Source organism: Gardnerella sp. DNF00753 (genome assembly GCF_049244275.1).
Classification (GTDB): Bacteria; Actinomycetota; Actinomycetes; order Actinomycetales; family Bifidobacteriaceae; genus Bifidobacterium; species Bifidobacterium greenwoodii.
The window spans coordinates 245,419-257,845 of record NZ_CP058393.1; the positions used below are offsets into that span (position 1 = coordinate 245,419).

General features: G+C 51.3%; 25 protein-coding genes. All 25 read left to right on the top strand.

Annotation, left to right across the window (positions count from 1 at the left end):
* The 25 genes from rplC (at position 1) to rpsM (ending at position 12,421) form a co-directional block, all read left to right on the top strand.
* Positions 1–651 (top strand): 50S ribosomal protein L3, encoded by a 651-nt coding sequence (gene rplC / locus HXT33_RS01090; protein ID WP_004105519.1) that lies wholly within the window; start codon positions 1–3, stop codon positions 649–651.
* A 5-nt stretch (positions 652–656) separates the two neighbouring features.
* A complete protein-coding gene (gene rplD, locus HXT33_RS01095) occupies positions 657–1,322 on the top strand; it encodes a 50S ribosomal protein L4 (protein WP_004135723.1) in 666 nt (221 codons plus the stop codon).
* A gap of 5 nt (positions 1,323–1,327) precedes the next feature.
* The gene (rplW, locus tag HXT33_RS01100) at positions 1,328–1,624 is read left to right on the top strand and encodes a 50S ribosomal protein L23 (RefSeq protein WP_004105515.1); all 297 of its coding nucleotides are present in this window, start codon (positions 1,328–1,330) and stop codon (positions 1,622–1,624) included.
* A 34-nt stretch (positions 1,625–1,658) separates the two neighbouring features.
* Complete coding sequence (rplB, locus tag HXT33_RS01105; RefSeq protein ID WP_004129060.1) at positions 1,659–2,489, top strand: 50S ribosomal protein L2; 831 nt, start codon at positions 1,659–1,661, stop codon at positions 2,487–2,489.
* A 15-nt stretch (positions 2,490–2,504) separates the two neighbouring features.
* Entirely contained in the window at positions 2,505–2,783 is a 279-nt protein-coding gene (rpsS, locus tag HXT33_RS01110; RefSeq protein WP_004114357.1) for a 30S ribosomal protein S19, read from the top strand.
* 16 nt (positions 2,784–2,799) lie between these two features.
* Entirely contained in the window at positions 2,800–3,159 is a 360-nt protein-coding gene (gene rplV, locus HXT33_RS01115; RefSeq protein ID WP_004105510.1) for a 50S ribosomal protein L22, read from the top strand.
* 2 nt (positions 3,160–3,161) lie between these two features.
* Entirely contained in the window at positions 3,162–3,977 is an 816-nt protein-coding gene (rpsC, locus tag HXT33_RS01120) for a 30S ribosomal protein S3 (protein ID WP_004129057.1), read from the top strand.
* A gap of 4 nt (positions 3,978–3,981) precedes the next feature.
* Positions 3,982–4,401 (top strand): 50S ribosomal protein L16, encoded by a 420-nt coding sequence (gene rplP, locus HXT33_RS01125; protein ID WP_004109684.1) that lies wholly within the window; start codon positions 3,982–3,984, stop codon positions 4,399–4,401.
* A complete protein-coding gene (gene rpmC, locus HXT33_RS01130) occupies positions 4,401–4,652 on the top strand; it encodes a 50S ribosomal protein L29 (protein WP_004129054.1) in 252 nt (83 codons plus the stop codon). Before rplP ends, rpmC begins: the two co-directional genes overlap by 1 nt.
* A gap of 2 nt (positions 4,653–4,654) precedes the next feature.
* Positions 4,655–4,921, top strand: a complete 267-nt coding sequence (gene rpsQ, locus HXT33_RS01135) for a 30S ribosomal protein S17 (RefSeq protein WP_004114365.1) — start codon at positions 4,655–4,657, stop codon at positions 4,919–4,921.
* A 91-nt stretch (positions 4,922–5,012) separates the two neighbouring features.
* Positions 5,013–5,381 carry a 50S ribosomal protein L14 gene (gene rplN / locus HXT33_RS01140; RefSeq protein ID WP_004129052.1) on the top strand — a complete coding sequence of 123 codons (369 nt, stop codon included), beginning with the start codon at positions 5,013–5,015 and terminating at the stop codon, positions 5,379–5,381.
* A gap of 1 nt (position 5,382) precedes the next feature.
* Entirely contained in the window at positions 5,383–5,718 is a 336-nt protein-coding gene (gene rplX, locus HXT33_RS01145) for a 50S ribosomal protein L24 (protein WP_004129050.1), read from the top strand.
* Positions 5,715–6,287: a 50S ribosomal protein L5 gene (gene rplE, locus HXT33_RS01150; protein WP_004129048.1), complete on the top strand. Its 573-nt coding sequence runs from the start codon at positions 5,715–5,717 to the stop codon at positions 6,285–6,287. Before rplX ends, rplE begins: the two co-directional genes overlap by 4 nt.
* Before the next feature lies 1 nt (position 6,288).
* Positions 6,289–6,474 (top strand): type Z 30S ribosomal protein S14, encoded by a 186-nt coding sequence (locus HXT33_RS01155; protein ID WP_003808046.1) that lies wholly within the window; start codon positions 6,289–6,291, stop codon positions 6,472–6,474.
* Between the two features lie 86 nt (positions 6,475–6,560).
* Positions 6,561–6,959 carry a 30S ribosomal protein S8 gene (rpsH, locus tag HXT33_RS01160; protein ID WP_004105495.1) on the top strand — a complete coding sequence of 133 codons (399 nt, stop codon included), beginning with the start codon at positions 6,561–6,563 and terminating at the stop codon, positions 6,957–6,959.
* Positions 6,960–6,975: 16 nt separating this feature from the next.
* Positions 6,976–7,515, top strand: a complete 540-nt coding sequence (gene rplF, locus HXT33_RS01165) for a 50S ribosomal protein L6 (RefSeq protein ID WP_004129046.1) — start codon at positions 6,976–6,978, stop codon at positions 7,513–7,515.
* A 1-nt stretch (position 7,516) separates the two neighbouring features.
* Positions 7,517–7,888: a 50S ribosomal protein L18 gene (rplR, locus tag HXT33_RS01170; protein WP_004109670.1), complete on the top strand. Its 372-nt coding sequence runs from the start codon at positions 7,517–7,519 to the stop codon at positions 7,886–7,888.
* A complete protein-coding gene (gene rpsE, locus HXT33_RS01175; RefSeq protein ID WP_004134284.1) occupies positions 7,885–8,613 on the top strand; it encodes a 30S ribosomal protein S5 in 729 nt (242 codons plus the stop codon). Before rplR ends, rpsE begins: the two co-directional genes overlap by 4 nt.
* Positions 8,613–8,795 carry a 50S ribosomal protein L30 gene (gene rpmD / locus HXT33_RS01180; protein ID WP_004105491.1) on the top strand — a complete coding sequence of 61 codons (183 nt, stop codon included), beginning with the start codon at positions 8,613–8,615 and terminating at the stop codon, positions 8,793–8,795. Before rpsE ends, rpmD begins: the two co-directional genes overlap by 1 nt.
* A 2-nt stretch (positions 8,796–8,797) precedes the next feature.
* Positions 8,798–9,253, top strand: a complete 456-nt coding sequence (gene rplO / locus HXT33_RS01185; protein ID WP_004134287.1) for a 50S ribosomal protein L15 — start codon at positions 8,798–8,800, stop codon at positions 9,251–9,253.
* A gap of 195 nt (positions 9,254–9,448) precedes the next feature.
* The gene (secY, locus tag HXT33_RS01190) at positions 9,449–10,789 is read left to right on the top strand and encodes a preprotein translocase subunit SecY (protein ID WP_421787195.1); all 1,341 of its coding nucleotides are present in this window, start codon (positions 9,449–9,451) and stop codon (positions 10,787–10,789) included.
* A gap of 34 nt (positions 10,790–10,823) precedes the next feature.
* Positions 10,824–11,384, top strand: a complete 561-nt coding sequence (locus HXT33_RS01195; RefSeq protein ID WP_004129023.1) for an adenylate kinase — start codon at positions 10,824–10,826, stop codon at positions 11,382–11,384.
* Positions 11,385–11,552: 168 nt separating this feature from the next.
* Positions 11,553–11,771 carry a translation initiation factor IF-1 gene (gene infA / locus HXT33_RS01200; protein WP_004129021.1) on the top strand — a complete coding sequence of 73 codons (219 nt, stop codon included), beginning with the start codon at positions 11,553–11,555 and terminating at the stop codon, positions 11,769–11,771.
* A 21-nt stretch (positions 11,772–11,792) separates the two neighbouring features.
* Positions 11,793–11,906, top strand: coding sequence for a 50S ribosomal protein L36 (rpmJ, locus tag HXT33_RS01205; RefSeq protein ID WP_003842636.1), 114 nt, complete (start codon positions 11,793–11,795; stop codon positions 11,904–11,906).
* 137 nt (positions 11,907–12,043) lie between these two features.
* Entirely contained in the window at positions 12,044–12,421 is a 378-nt protein-coding gene (gene rpsM, locus HXT33_RS01210) for a 30S ribosomal protein S13 (protein WP_004105472.1), read from the top strand.
* The last annotated feature ends 6 nt before the right edge of the window (positions 12,422–12,427 follow it).

The window sequence follows — 12,427 nt, forward strand, 5'->3', positions numbered from 1 at the left end:
ATGTCGCAGAATAAGAATCGCACTGCATTGCTCGGCCGCAAGCTGGGTATGTCGCAGGTTTGGGATGAAAACGGCTTCTTCGTCCCCGTAACTCTGGTTGAAGTTGCTACTAACGTAGTTACCGCTGTAAAGACTGTAGAGTCTGACGGTTATTGCGCAGTACAGCTCGGTTATGGCCAGATTGATCCTACCAAGGTGACCAAGCCATTGGCCGGTCATTTTGCAAAGGCTGGTGTAACTCCTCGTCGTCACCTCGCTGAGGTGCGCACGGAGAACGCAGCAGATTATCAGCCAGGTCAGGAATTGACCGCTGAATTGTTCGCTGAGGGTTCTGAAGTAGATGTCACTGGCACTACCAAGGGTAAGGGCTTTGCTGGCACTATTAAGCGTTGGGGCTTCAAGTCCTATCGTCGTACTCACGGCTCGCACAAGAACGAACGTCGCCCAGGTTCTGTGGGCGCTTGCGCAACTCCAAGCCGCATTTTGAAGGGCAAGCGTATGGCTGGTCGCATGGGTCATGTGACTTCCACCGCGCTTAACCTCACCATCGTTTCTTCGGATGTCGAGAACGGCATTCTCGCTATTAAGGGCGCTGTTCCAGGTCCTAAGGGCGCAATCGTTCTCGTCCGTTCGGCAGTGAAGGGAGCCTGATAATTATGGCAAACGTAACTCTGAACGTCACTGATACTAAGGGCAAGGCAAGCGGAACCGTTGAAGCTCCTGCTGAGATTTTCGGCATCTCCAACGAAGACGTTTTGGCTCACGGCCCACTGGTTCATCAGGTCGTAATCGCTCAGCTTGCTGCTGCTCGTCAGGGCACCCATGCTGTGAAGAATCGTGCTAATGTTTCCGGCGGCGGTAAGAAGCCATGGAAGCAGAAGGGCACCGGTCGTGCTCGCCAGGGTTCCATTCGTGCTCCACAGTGGGTACATGGTGGCGTTGTTCACGGTCCAGTTCCTCGTAAGTACGATCAGCGCACCCCGAAGAAGATGAAGGCAGCTGCTCTTCGTTACGTTCTTTCGGATCGTGCAAATGCTGGACGTATTGCTGTAGTTGACTTTGGTATTAAGGATGTTCCATCCACCAAGGCAGCTGTTGCAGCACTTACCCCTGTGACCAATAACCAATTCACTACTGTTGTTCTTTCTCGTGAGAACATCAATGAGTGGATGTCTGTACGCAACATTCCAACTGTTCACGTGATCTTCGCTGATCAGCTCAACACTTACGATGTTGTTACAGCTCAGTACGTCGTCTTCTCCAAGGAAGGCTTCGAAGCCTTCGTTGCTGCTAAGACCGAGCCTGTCGTTAAGGAGGCCTGATTTAAATGGTCGCAGTCCATAACCCAGCACATGACGTAATTCTTAAGCCAGTTGTTTCTGAAAAAAGTTATGCAGCTTCTGATCGTGGCCAGTACACTTTCGTAGTGGCTCCAGATGCTAACAAGGTTCAGATTAAGCAGGCTATCGAAGAAATCTTCAAGGTCAAGGTGACAAACGTTAACACTTTGAACCGCGCTGGCAAGTTGAAGCGCTCTCGCACCGGTTTCGGCCGTCGTGTGAACCAGAAGCGCGCTATTGTCACCGTGGCTGAAGGTCAAACGATTGACATCTTTGGTAACTGAAGGCTAGCCGAGAAAAGTAAAGGAATACTATATTATGGCTATCCGCGTTTATAAGCCGACGACTGCAGGCCGTCGTAACGCTTCGGTTTCGGATTTTGCCGAGATCACGCGTTCTACGCCTGAAAAATCGTTGGTACGCAAACTCAGCAAGACTGGTGGTCGTAACTCTTACGGCCGCATGACTTCTCGCCATCGCGGCGGCGGTCACAAGCGTCAGTACCGTCTCATCGACTTCAAGCGTTGGGACAAGGATGGCGTGCCAGCAAAGGTCGCTCATATTGAGTATGACCCTAACCGTTCCGCTCGCATCGCATTGCTGCACTACGCAGATGGTGAGAAGCGCTACATTATCGCTCCTGAAGGTATTGCCCAGGGTGACGTTATTGAGACTGGTGCTCAGGCTGATATTAAGCCAGGTAACAACCTGCCTCTGAAGAATATTCCAACCGGTACCGTGGTTCACGCAATCGAGCTTCGTCCACTTGGTGGCGCAAAGATTGCTCGCTCCGCTGGTGCTGCTGTTCAGCTCGTCGCTAAGGATGGCGCTTACGCTCAGTTGCGTATGCCATCTGGCGAAATTCGTAACGTTGACGCTCGTTGCCGCGCTACGATTGGCGAAGTTGGTAATTCTGATCACGCCAACATTGAACTTGGTAAGGCTGGTCGCGCTCGTTGGCTTGGTCGTAGGCCAATCACTCGAGGCGAATCCATGAACCCTGTGGACCACCCACATGGTGGTCGTACCCGTGGTGGCAAGCCGCCAGTTTCTCCATGGGGCAAGGGCGAGGTTCGTACACGTCGTCCAAAGAAGGCTTCGAACAAGATGATTGTTCGTCGTCGCCCGAATGGTAAGAACCGCAAGTAAGGGAGTGTCGAATAGATGACTCGTAGCATCAAGAAGGGCCCTTTCGTCGACGCCCACTTGCAGAAGAAAGTCGACGAGCAAAACGACAAGGGCACGCATAACGTCATTAAGACGTGGTCGCGTCGTTCGATGATCACTCCTGATTTCATTGGACACACCTTTGCCGTACACGATGGCCGCAAGCATGTGCCGGTATTCGTTACCGAAGCCATGGTTGGTCATAAGCTCGGTGAGTTCGCCCCAACCAAGACCTTCAAGGGTCATGTGAAGGACGACAAAAAGGCACGCCGCTAAAGGAGAGTTAGGACACATGGAAGCTAAAGCAATCGCTCGTCACGTCCGCGTGACGCCGCGCAAGGCTCGCCGCATGGTCGACCTCATCCGAGGCAAGCGTGCAAGCGAAGCTATTACCATTTTGAAGTTTGCTCCTCAGGACGCATCATTGCCGGTGCGCAAGGTTCTTGAAAGCGCGATCGCTAACGCTCGCGTAAAGGCTGAAAAAGCCGGTGAACCATTCCGTGAGCAGGACTTGGTCATCAAGGAAACCTACGTGGATGAGGGTGTAACGCTTAAGCGTTTCCGCGCTCGTGCACAGGGTCGCGCTGCGCGCATTAACAAGCGCACCAGCCATATCACCGTTATCGTCTCGCTTAAGGAAGGAGCCCGCTAAAGATGGGTCAGAAGATAAATCCTTTCGGCTATCGCCTGGGCATCACCGAGAATCATCGTTCTAAGTGGTTCTCCGACTCCAACAAGGCTGGCGAGCGTTATCGTGACTTCGTCCTTGAGGATGACAAGATTCGCAAGGAAATGAGCCATGACCTCGAGCGTGCTGGCGTATCTCGTATCGTCATCGAGCGCACTCGTGATCGCGTTCGTGTTGATATTCACACCGCTCGTCCAGGTATTATTATCGGCCGTCGTGGTGCTGAAGCTGAGCGCGTTCGTGCAAAGCTGGAGAAGCTCACAGGCAAGCAAGTACAGCTCAACATCTTTGAGGTGAAGAATGCTGCACTTGACGCTCAGTTGGTTGCTCAGGGAATTGCGGAACAGTTGACAAACCGCGTTACATTCCGTCGTGCTATGCGTAAGGCACAGCAGGACGCAATGCGCGCTGGTGCCAAGGGTATTCGTATTAAGCTCTCCGGTCGTCTTGGTGGCGCCGAAATGAGCCGTTCTGAGTTCTATCGTGAGGGTCGCGTTCCACTGCAGACCCTTCGTGCCCTTATTGATTATGGCTTCTTTGAAGCTAAGACCACTTACGGCCGTATTGGCGTTAAGGTCTGGATTTACAAGGGTGATATGACCGAGCGTGAGTTTGAAGAGCAGCAGGCTCAGCAGGGTAAGCGTGAAGGCCGTCGTGGCGATCGTCGTCCACGTCGTGGCGCACGTCCTGCTAACCAGCAGAAGGCTGCTGAAGCACAGGCTGAAAAGCCAGCTGAAGCTGCAGCTGCTGAAGCTCCTGCCGCAACGGAAACGAAGGAGTGAGCAGATGCTTATCCCAAAGAGGACTAAATATCGTAAGCAGCACCGTCCTACCCGTAGCGGCATGTCTAAGGGTGGCACCGAGATTGCTTTCGGCGATTTCGGTATTCAGGCGCTGGCTCCGGCCTACATCACTAACCGACAGATCGAGGCAGCTCGTATCGCAATGACCCGCTACATTAAGCGTGGCGGTCGTGTGTGGATTACGATCTTCCCAGATCGTCCATTAACCAAGCACCCGCTTGGTGCGCGAATGGGTTCCGGTAAGGGTGCTCCAGAATTCTGGATTGCCAACATCCACCCAGGACGCGTAATGTTCGAGATCGGTGGTGTTTCTGAGGACATCGCTCGCGAGGCTTTGCGCCGCGCTATCGATAAGCTCCCAATGAAATGCCGCGTTATTGCGCGTGAAGGCGGTGACATCTGATGCCAGTCGGAACTGCAGACTACACCATCAAGAATTTGAACGAGAAGACCAATGCTGAAATTGAAGGCTTCTTGAAGAAGTCCAAGGAAGAGCTTTTTAACTTGCGCTTCCAGGCAGCAACTGGTCAACTTGAAAACAGCGCTCGCCTCAAGGCGGTCAAGCACGACATAGCCAGGATGTATACTGTCCTGCGTGAGCGTGAACTCGGCATCAGCCAAGAGCCTGGCGCCACTGAGGTCAAGGAGAAGTAAGCATGGCTGAGAACCAAGAGCGCAACTTCCGCAAGGTTCGTCGCGGCTACGTCGTGTCCGAGGCCATGGACAAGACGATTGCCGTTGAGCTGGAGCAGCGTTCGACACACCCGCTTTACGGTAAAGTCGTTCGCTCCACCCGCAAGGTCAAAGCCCATGATGAACACAACGAGGCACATATTGGCGACCTCGTGAGTATTATGGAAACTCGGCCCCTGAGCAAGACCAAGCGTTGGCGTCTCGACTCGATTATCGAGCGCGCCAAGTAAACAAGTTCGGCAAGGCTCCGCGCTTCACCTGTGTCTGTTCTTTGGGCAGGCACAGGTGAGTGGGGAGAACCAGCTCGGCTAAGGAGAATCAATGATTCAGCAGGAAACGCGGCTTCATGTCGCCGACAACACGGGTGCTAAGGAATTACTTGCCATCCGCGTGCTCGGTGGATCGAAGCGACGCTATGCCGGCATCGGCGACATCATCGTCGCCTCCGTCAAGGACGCGATCCCTGGCGGGTCGGTCAAGAAAGGCGACGTAGTTAAGGCTGTCGTCGTCCGTACTGTCAAGGAACATCGCCGTGTCGATGGTTCCTATATTAAGTTCGATGAGAACGCCGCCGTCATTCTCGGCTCTGGCCGTGAACCAAAAGGCACTCGTATCTTCGGACCAGTCGGTCGTGAATTGCGTGATCAGCACTTCATGAAGATTGTGTCCCTTGCCCCGGAGGTGATCTGATATGGTAGCCAAGATTAAGTCCGGCGACCAGGTGAAGGTTATCCGCGGTAAGGATCGCGGTAAGGAAGGCAAAGTACTTCGCGTACTTGCCGACGACCGTTTAGTCGTAGAAGGCGTTCAGGTCGTTAAGAAGCACGTTCGCGCCACCCAGCAGGGTCAGCAGTCGGGCATTGTTTCGGTTGAGGCTCCAATCCATCGCTCTAACGTGATGGTTATTGATCCAGAAACCAAGCAGCCTACTCGCGTTGGCGTGATTGTTAAGCAAGAGGCTCGTGACGGCAAGGTTAAGACCGTGCGCGTGCGTGTCGCCAAGAAGTCCGGAAAGGAGCTGGCATGACCGATACTACAGTTGAGTTGCCGGCAACTCCGCGCTTAAAGCAACAATACAAGGATGAAATCGTTCCAGCCTTGGAGAAGGAATTTGGCCACACCAATCCTATGCAGGTGGCTCGTGTACAGAAGGTTGTCGTCTCTATGGGCGTCGGCGCTGCAGCACGTGATTCCAAGCTCATCGAAGGTGCGATTAAGGATCTCACTTTGATCACCGGCCAGAAGCCAAAGGTCACTAAGGCAAAGAAGTCTGTCGCTCAGTTCCATCTGCGCGAAGGCCAGGCTATCGGTGCTTACGTAACCCTTCGTGGCGATCGTATGTGGGAATTCTTGGATCGTTTGCTTACTCTGGCTTTGCCTCGTATCCGCGATTTCCGTGGTATTAACGGCAACCAGTTTGACGGTCAGGGTAATTACAACTTCGGTCTTACGGAACAGTCTATGTTCCATGAGATTGATCCTGACTCGATTGATCATCAGCGTGGTATGGACATCACCGTGGTGACTACCACCAAGGACGATGTGGAGGCCAAGTCTTTGCTTAAGCACCTCGGTTTCCCATTCAAGGAGAACTGAAATGGCAAAAACCGCTCTGAAAAACAAGGCGGCCGCTAAGCCGAAGTTCAAGGTACGCGCTTATACGCGTTGCCAGGTTTGTGGTCGTCCTCACTCCGTGTATCGCAAGTTCGGTCTGTGCCGCATCTGCCTTCGTGAGAAGGCTCATCGCGGTGAGTTGCCGGGTGTTACGAAGTCCAGTTGGTAAATATCGACGCTGAAGGTCCACTGCCTAAAGACAAAGGTCTTATATAGAGGCGGTGGAAACCACGGCGAGAAAGGGCGTTAGCCCACATGACAATGACAGATCCAATCGCAGACATGTTGACACGTCTGCGTAACGCGAGCGCGGCAAAGCACGATACCGTGGAAATGCCGTACTCCAAGTTCAAGGCGAATATCGCCGAGATCCTTAAGCACGAAGGCTACATTAAGGACTTCGCTGCTAAGGAAGCTAAGGTTGGACAGACGTTGGAAATTACGTTGAAGTATGGCTCCAATGGCCAGCGTTCTATCCAGGGCATCAAGCGCATTTCTAAGCCAGGCTTGCGTCGTTACGCTAAGTCTGATGCTTTGCCAATGCCTCTTGGTGGTCTCGGTATCGCTATTATCTCGACCAGCTCGGGATTGTTGACTCAGAAGGAATGCCTCGACCGAGGCATTGGCGGCGAAATTGTCGCCTACGTATGGTGAGAAAGGAGAGCTGAAGATGGCATCGCATATTGGTAAGCTCCCCGTCGACATTCCTCAAGGCGTGGAAGTAAAGATTGAAGGTCAGTCCTTCAGCGTCAAGGGCGCTAAGGGTTCTGACTCCTATGTAATTCCAGAGGGCATTACCGCGGAAGTTGCTGAGAATCAGATTGTTTTGACTCCAGTTGACGATTTGCGTCCAACTCGTGCAAAGCACGGCTTGGCTCGCGCAATTGTTGCTTCCATGGTTAAGGGTGTGCATGAAGGCTACACCAAGACTTTGGATATTGTCGGTACCGGTTATCGTGCAGTAATGAAGGGCAAGGGCATTGAGTTCTCGCTCGGTTATTCTCACACTATTACCGTTCAACCACCGGCAGGTATTGAGTTCGAGTTGCCAAATCCTAACCAGGTAATCGTTAAGGGCACCGATAAGCAGACTGTTGGCCAGGTTGCTGCTAACATCCGCAAGCTTCGTGCTCCAGAACCTTACAAGGGTAAGGGTATTAAGTACACCGATGAACGTATCCTGCGCAAGGCTGGAAAGGCTGGTAAGTGATATGAGCGTTAAGATTTTCGGTAAGGGTACCAAAGTCGCACGTTTGCGTCGTCACGCCCGTCTTCGTAAGCATATTGCTGGTACATCTGAACGTCCTCGTTTAGTTGTTTCTCGTTCTAACCGTCACATGGTTGCTCAGATTGTGGACGATACCAAGGGCATTACTTTGGTAAGCGCTTCCACTTTGACAGCTGACTTCGCTGGTTTCACCGGCACGAAGACTGAAGCTGCAACCAAGGTTGGCGAATTAGTAGCGGCTAAGGCGAAGGAAGCGGGCATCACCGCTGTAGTCTTCGACCGTGGCGGTAACAAATATCATGGTCGCGTCGCAGCAGTAGCTGAAGGCGCCCGTCAGGGAGGTCTAGCACTGTGAGCGACAACGAAAAGGAAACCCAAGTGGCTGAAGAAACTCAGAACACTCAGGCATCCGCTGAGGAACGCAACGATGATCGTCGTTCTCGCCGCAATAAGGGCGAGGGTAAGCGCGGCGAGCGTCGTAATCGTCGTGAAGAAAACCGCGGCGAAGAGCTTCTGGATCGCGTAGTTACTATTAACCGTGTTTCCAAGACCCACAAGGGTGGTCGTACCTTCAGCTTTGCAGCACTTGTTGTTGTTGGCGACGGTAAGGGCACTGTTGGTGTTGGTTACGGCAAGTCTCGTGAAGTTCCAGCAGCTATCGCTAAGGGTCAGCTTGACGCTAAGAAGCATATGTTCACTGTTCCACGTATTCGTGGTACCGTCACTCATCCAGTGCTCGGTCACGATGCTGCTGGTACCGTGTTGCTTCGTCCAGCTGCTCCAGGTACTGGTGTAATCGCTGGTGGTGCTGTGCGTGCTGTTATGGAGTGCGCTGGCATTACAGATATCCTCACCAAGTCCATGGGTTCTGCGACCGCTGTAAACGTGGTGCGCGCTACTGTGGACGCTTTGAAGAAGCTCGAAGAGCCAGAAGAGATTTCTGCTCGTCGTGGTCTTTCTCTTGAGGAAGTTGCTCCTGATGCTTTGCTCCGTGAGCGCGCTGCCGGCATTGCCGAAGCTCGCAAGGCTCGCGAAGAAGCTCAGGCCGCCAAGGCAGCTGAAGCAAAGGATGGTGAGTGATGTCTAATTTGAAGATCACTCTGGTGCACGGTTTGGTTCACACCACTGAGCGCCAGCGCGCGAATGTTCATACGCTCGGCCTTCATAAGATTGGTCACAGCGTAGTTCGCGAAGACACCCCCGTCAATCGTGGCTTGGTCATGGCCGTGCGCCACCTGGTGAGCGTCGAGGAGGTCGACTGATTATGGCTAACGAAGAACCAATGCTGCATATGCACACATTGCGTCCAGCTCCAGGAGCTAAGAAGGATCGCATCCGCGTAGGCCGTGGTGAAGGCTCCAAGGGTAAGACCTCGGGTCGTGGTGACAAGGGCACAAAGAAGCGTTATCAGGTTCGTCCTGGCTTCGAAGGTGGCCAGCTTCCACTTTACATGCGCTTGCCTAAGTTGCGTGGATTCAAGAGTCCTTTCAAGAAGGAGTTCCAGGTCGTTAACGTTGCAGCTCTCGCTGAACTCTTCCCAAAGGGTGGCGATGTTACTGTAGCTGACCTTATTGCAAAGGGCGCCGTGCGTGATGGTTACCCAGTTAAGGTTTTGGGCGATGGTGAATTGACTGTTGCTTTGAACTTGAAGGGTATGAAGGCTTCTGCTTCTGCTAAGGCAAAGGTTGAGGCTCAAGGCGGCTCCATCAGCGAAGAGTAGTTAGAATTACTTTAAGCTTGATGCAGTTATAAAGCTGTAGATAGTCCCTCTAGCATTGTCTAGGGGGACTATTTTTATCGACAAAACTCACCAATAATCTGTTTCAGTATGCACCGTGAGTTACACTATTGCCTCAGAGTTTGTTTTTTGCACTGTTGCGCCTAGGAGTGCGCGAAAAAAGGGAGGAAGACCCAGGTGAAAACGTTAATCCAGGCCTTCAGGACGAAGGAGTTGAGGAATAAGATCCTCTTCGTCTTCGCTATGATTATCATCTACCGTATCGGTTCGTTTATTCCGATTCCAGGTGTTGACTATAAAGTAATTCGTGCTTGCACAGCTAAGTTAGCTTCGTCAAAAGAGAACTTTATTGGGTTGGTCAACTTGTTCTCCGGCGGCTCGCTGTTGCAGCTTTCTATCTTTGCTTTGGGCGTAATGCCTTACATTACAGCTTCCATTGTGATTCAGCTTCTTCGCGTTGTTATTCCGCGCTTCGAAGCGTTGCATAAGGAAGGTCAGTCTGGCGAGACAAAGCTTACTCAGTACACTCGTTACTTGACTATTGGTTTGGCTGTTTTGCAGTCAACAACAATTTTGGTAACTGCTCGCTCAGGCGCTTTGTTTAATTATCAGTGCGGTCAGGTTATTCCAGATGGTGGCTTCTGGAGCTTGGTTGTAATGGTTTTGATTATGACCGGCGGCACTGGCCTTATTATGTGGATGGCAGAGCTTATTACAGATAAGGGCATCGGCCAAGGTATGTCCGTCTTAATCTTTATGTCCATTTGCTCCGGCTTCTTGCCAAAGCTTTGGGAAATTGGTTGGGGCACTAACGGTTCTAATGGTGATTGGACTAAGTTCTCCATTGTTGGCGGCGTGCTTCTTGTAATTCTTGTTTTCGTTGACTTTGTGGAACTTGCGCAGCGTCGTATTCCTGTGCAGTACACTCGTCGCATGATTGGCCGCAAGATGTACGGCGGATCTTCCACTTATTTGCCGTTGAAGATTAATATGAGCGGTGTTATTCCACCAATCTTTGCTTCTTCTATTCTCGCTGTTCCTACTCTTATTGCTCAGTTCGGAGATAAGAGCAAGCCTTGGGTACAGTGGATTGAGAACAATTTGGCAAATTCCACGTCCGCTTGGTATATTGCACTATACACTGTGATGATTGTGTTCTTCTGCTTCTTCTACACCGAGATTACTTTTAATACGGATGAAACTGCAGATAACATGAAAGAGTATGGCGGATTTATTCCTGGAATCCGTGCCGGTAGCGCAACTAGCAACTACTTGAGCTATGTTATGAACAGGCTTAACACGGTCGGCGCTATTTATTTGCTTTTCGTTGCTTTGATTCCTACCGTTTTGATTATGGCTTTGCACTTGAATACAAAGTTGCCATTCGGCGGTACAACAATTCTGATTATTGCTGGCGTAGGTTTGGATACTTTGCGTCAGGCAAAGGCTCAGACTGAACAGTTCCAGTATGCTGGTTTCTTGTTCAATCACGAAAATCAAAAGCAAGTATCTAAGTAAATAAAATAATTTGTGAAGAATCAAGGAGATGAATATGCGATTGCTGATTATGGGTCCTCAGGGCGTTGGCAAGGGCACTCAGGCTGCTTTGTTAAGCGAGCATTACAATATTCCAGCAATTTCTACTGGTGATATTTTCCGCTATAACTTAAAAAATCAGACTGAGCTTGGCAAGCAAGTGCAGGTTTATCTTGACAAGGGCGAGTTGGTTCCAGATGAGCTGACAAACAGCATTGTTAAGGATCGTCTTGCACAAGATGATGCTAAGAATGGCTGGATTCTCGACGGTTATCCTCGCAACGCTTCCCAGGTTCAGGCTTTGGATTTAATGTTGGAAGAACTTTCAACTCCGCTCGACCACGTTGTGGCTTTAGAGGCTGAGCGTGAGGTTTTGCTCGAGCGCATGCAGAAGCGCGCAGTAGAGCAGGGTCGTTCTGACGATACTCCAGAAGTTATTGCTAAGCGTTTGGAAACATACGAAAAAGAAACTGCTCCGCTTCTTGATATTTACGATAGCCGCGGTCAGTTAGTTGAAGTTGATGGTGTTGGTGATATTAAAGAAATTAATAATCGCATCATTGAATCGCTAAACTAATAGCAGTAGGACAATAATACTAGACTGATTTATTACAGTCAGGTTTGTGTGAGAAATGCGCCCCATGCGACACGCCGAGTGTTGTATAGGGCGCATTTACTGTAATATAGAAGATTGGCGTGTCTTCGGATGCGCGAAGTAGTATGCCCAAGGATCGGAACGAGGCTCATGGCAAAAGACGGTGTGATTGAAGTCGAAGGCAAGGTAGTCGAAGCACTGCCGAACGCGATGTTTCGCGTTCAGCTCGAGAATGAGCACATCGTTCTAGCTACGATTTCCGGAAAAATGCGCAAGAATTATATTCGCATTCTTCCTCAGGATCGTGTAGTGCTGGAGATGAGTCCATACGATCTGAACCGTGGACGTATTACGTACCGTTATAAGTAAAGGTACAAGCAAAGGAAAACCATGAAGGTCAGCCCTAGCGTGAAGAGGATCTGCGAAAACTGCCGCGTGATCCGCCGTCACGGCCGCGTCATGGTGATCTGCATTAACCCACGTCATAAGCAGCGTCAGGGCTGAGCAGATTTCCATCGCGGAATACAAAGAATAAGGCGCTAAGTCACAGCAGAAGCTGAACCCTGGGTGCGCAGGCCCAGGCCGCATCTAATAATGCGGAAGACTTGGTGCACGACCTGCGTAACAGTAAAGGAATTACAATGGCACGTCTTGCCGGAGTAGATATTCCCAATGAGAAGCGCATTGAGATTGCCCTCACCTACATTTTTGGTGTTGGCCGCACTCGCGCTAAGGAAACGCTTGCCGCGACCGGTGTGAATCCGGACACTCGCGTCAAGGATCTTACGGATGAACAGCTGATCACCTTGCGTGATTATCTCGAGGCTAATTACAAGATCGAGGGCGATTTGCGTCGTGAAATTGACGCAGACATCCGTCGTAAGATTCAGATCAACTGCTATCAAGGCCAGCGTCATCGCAAGGGTCTTCCTGTGCGTGGTCAGCGTACCAAGACTAATGCTCGTACCCGTAAGGGCCCGAAGCGTACTGTCGCCGGGAAGAAGAAGGCCACCCGATAGTAGTCG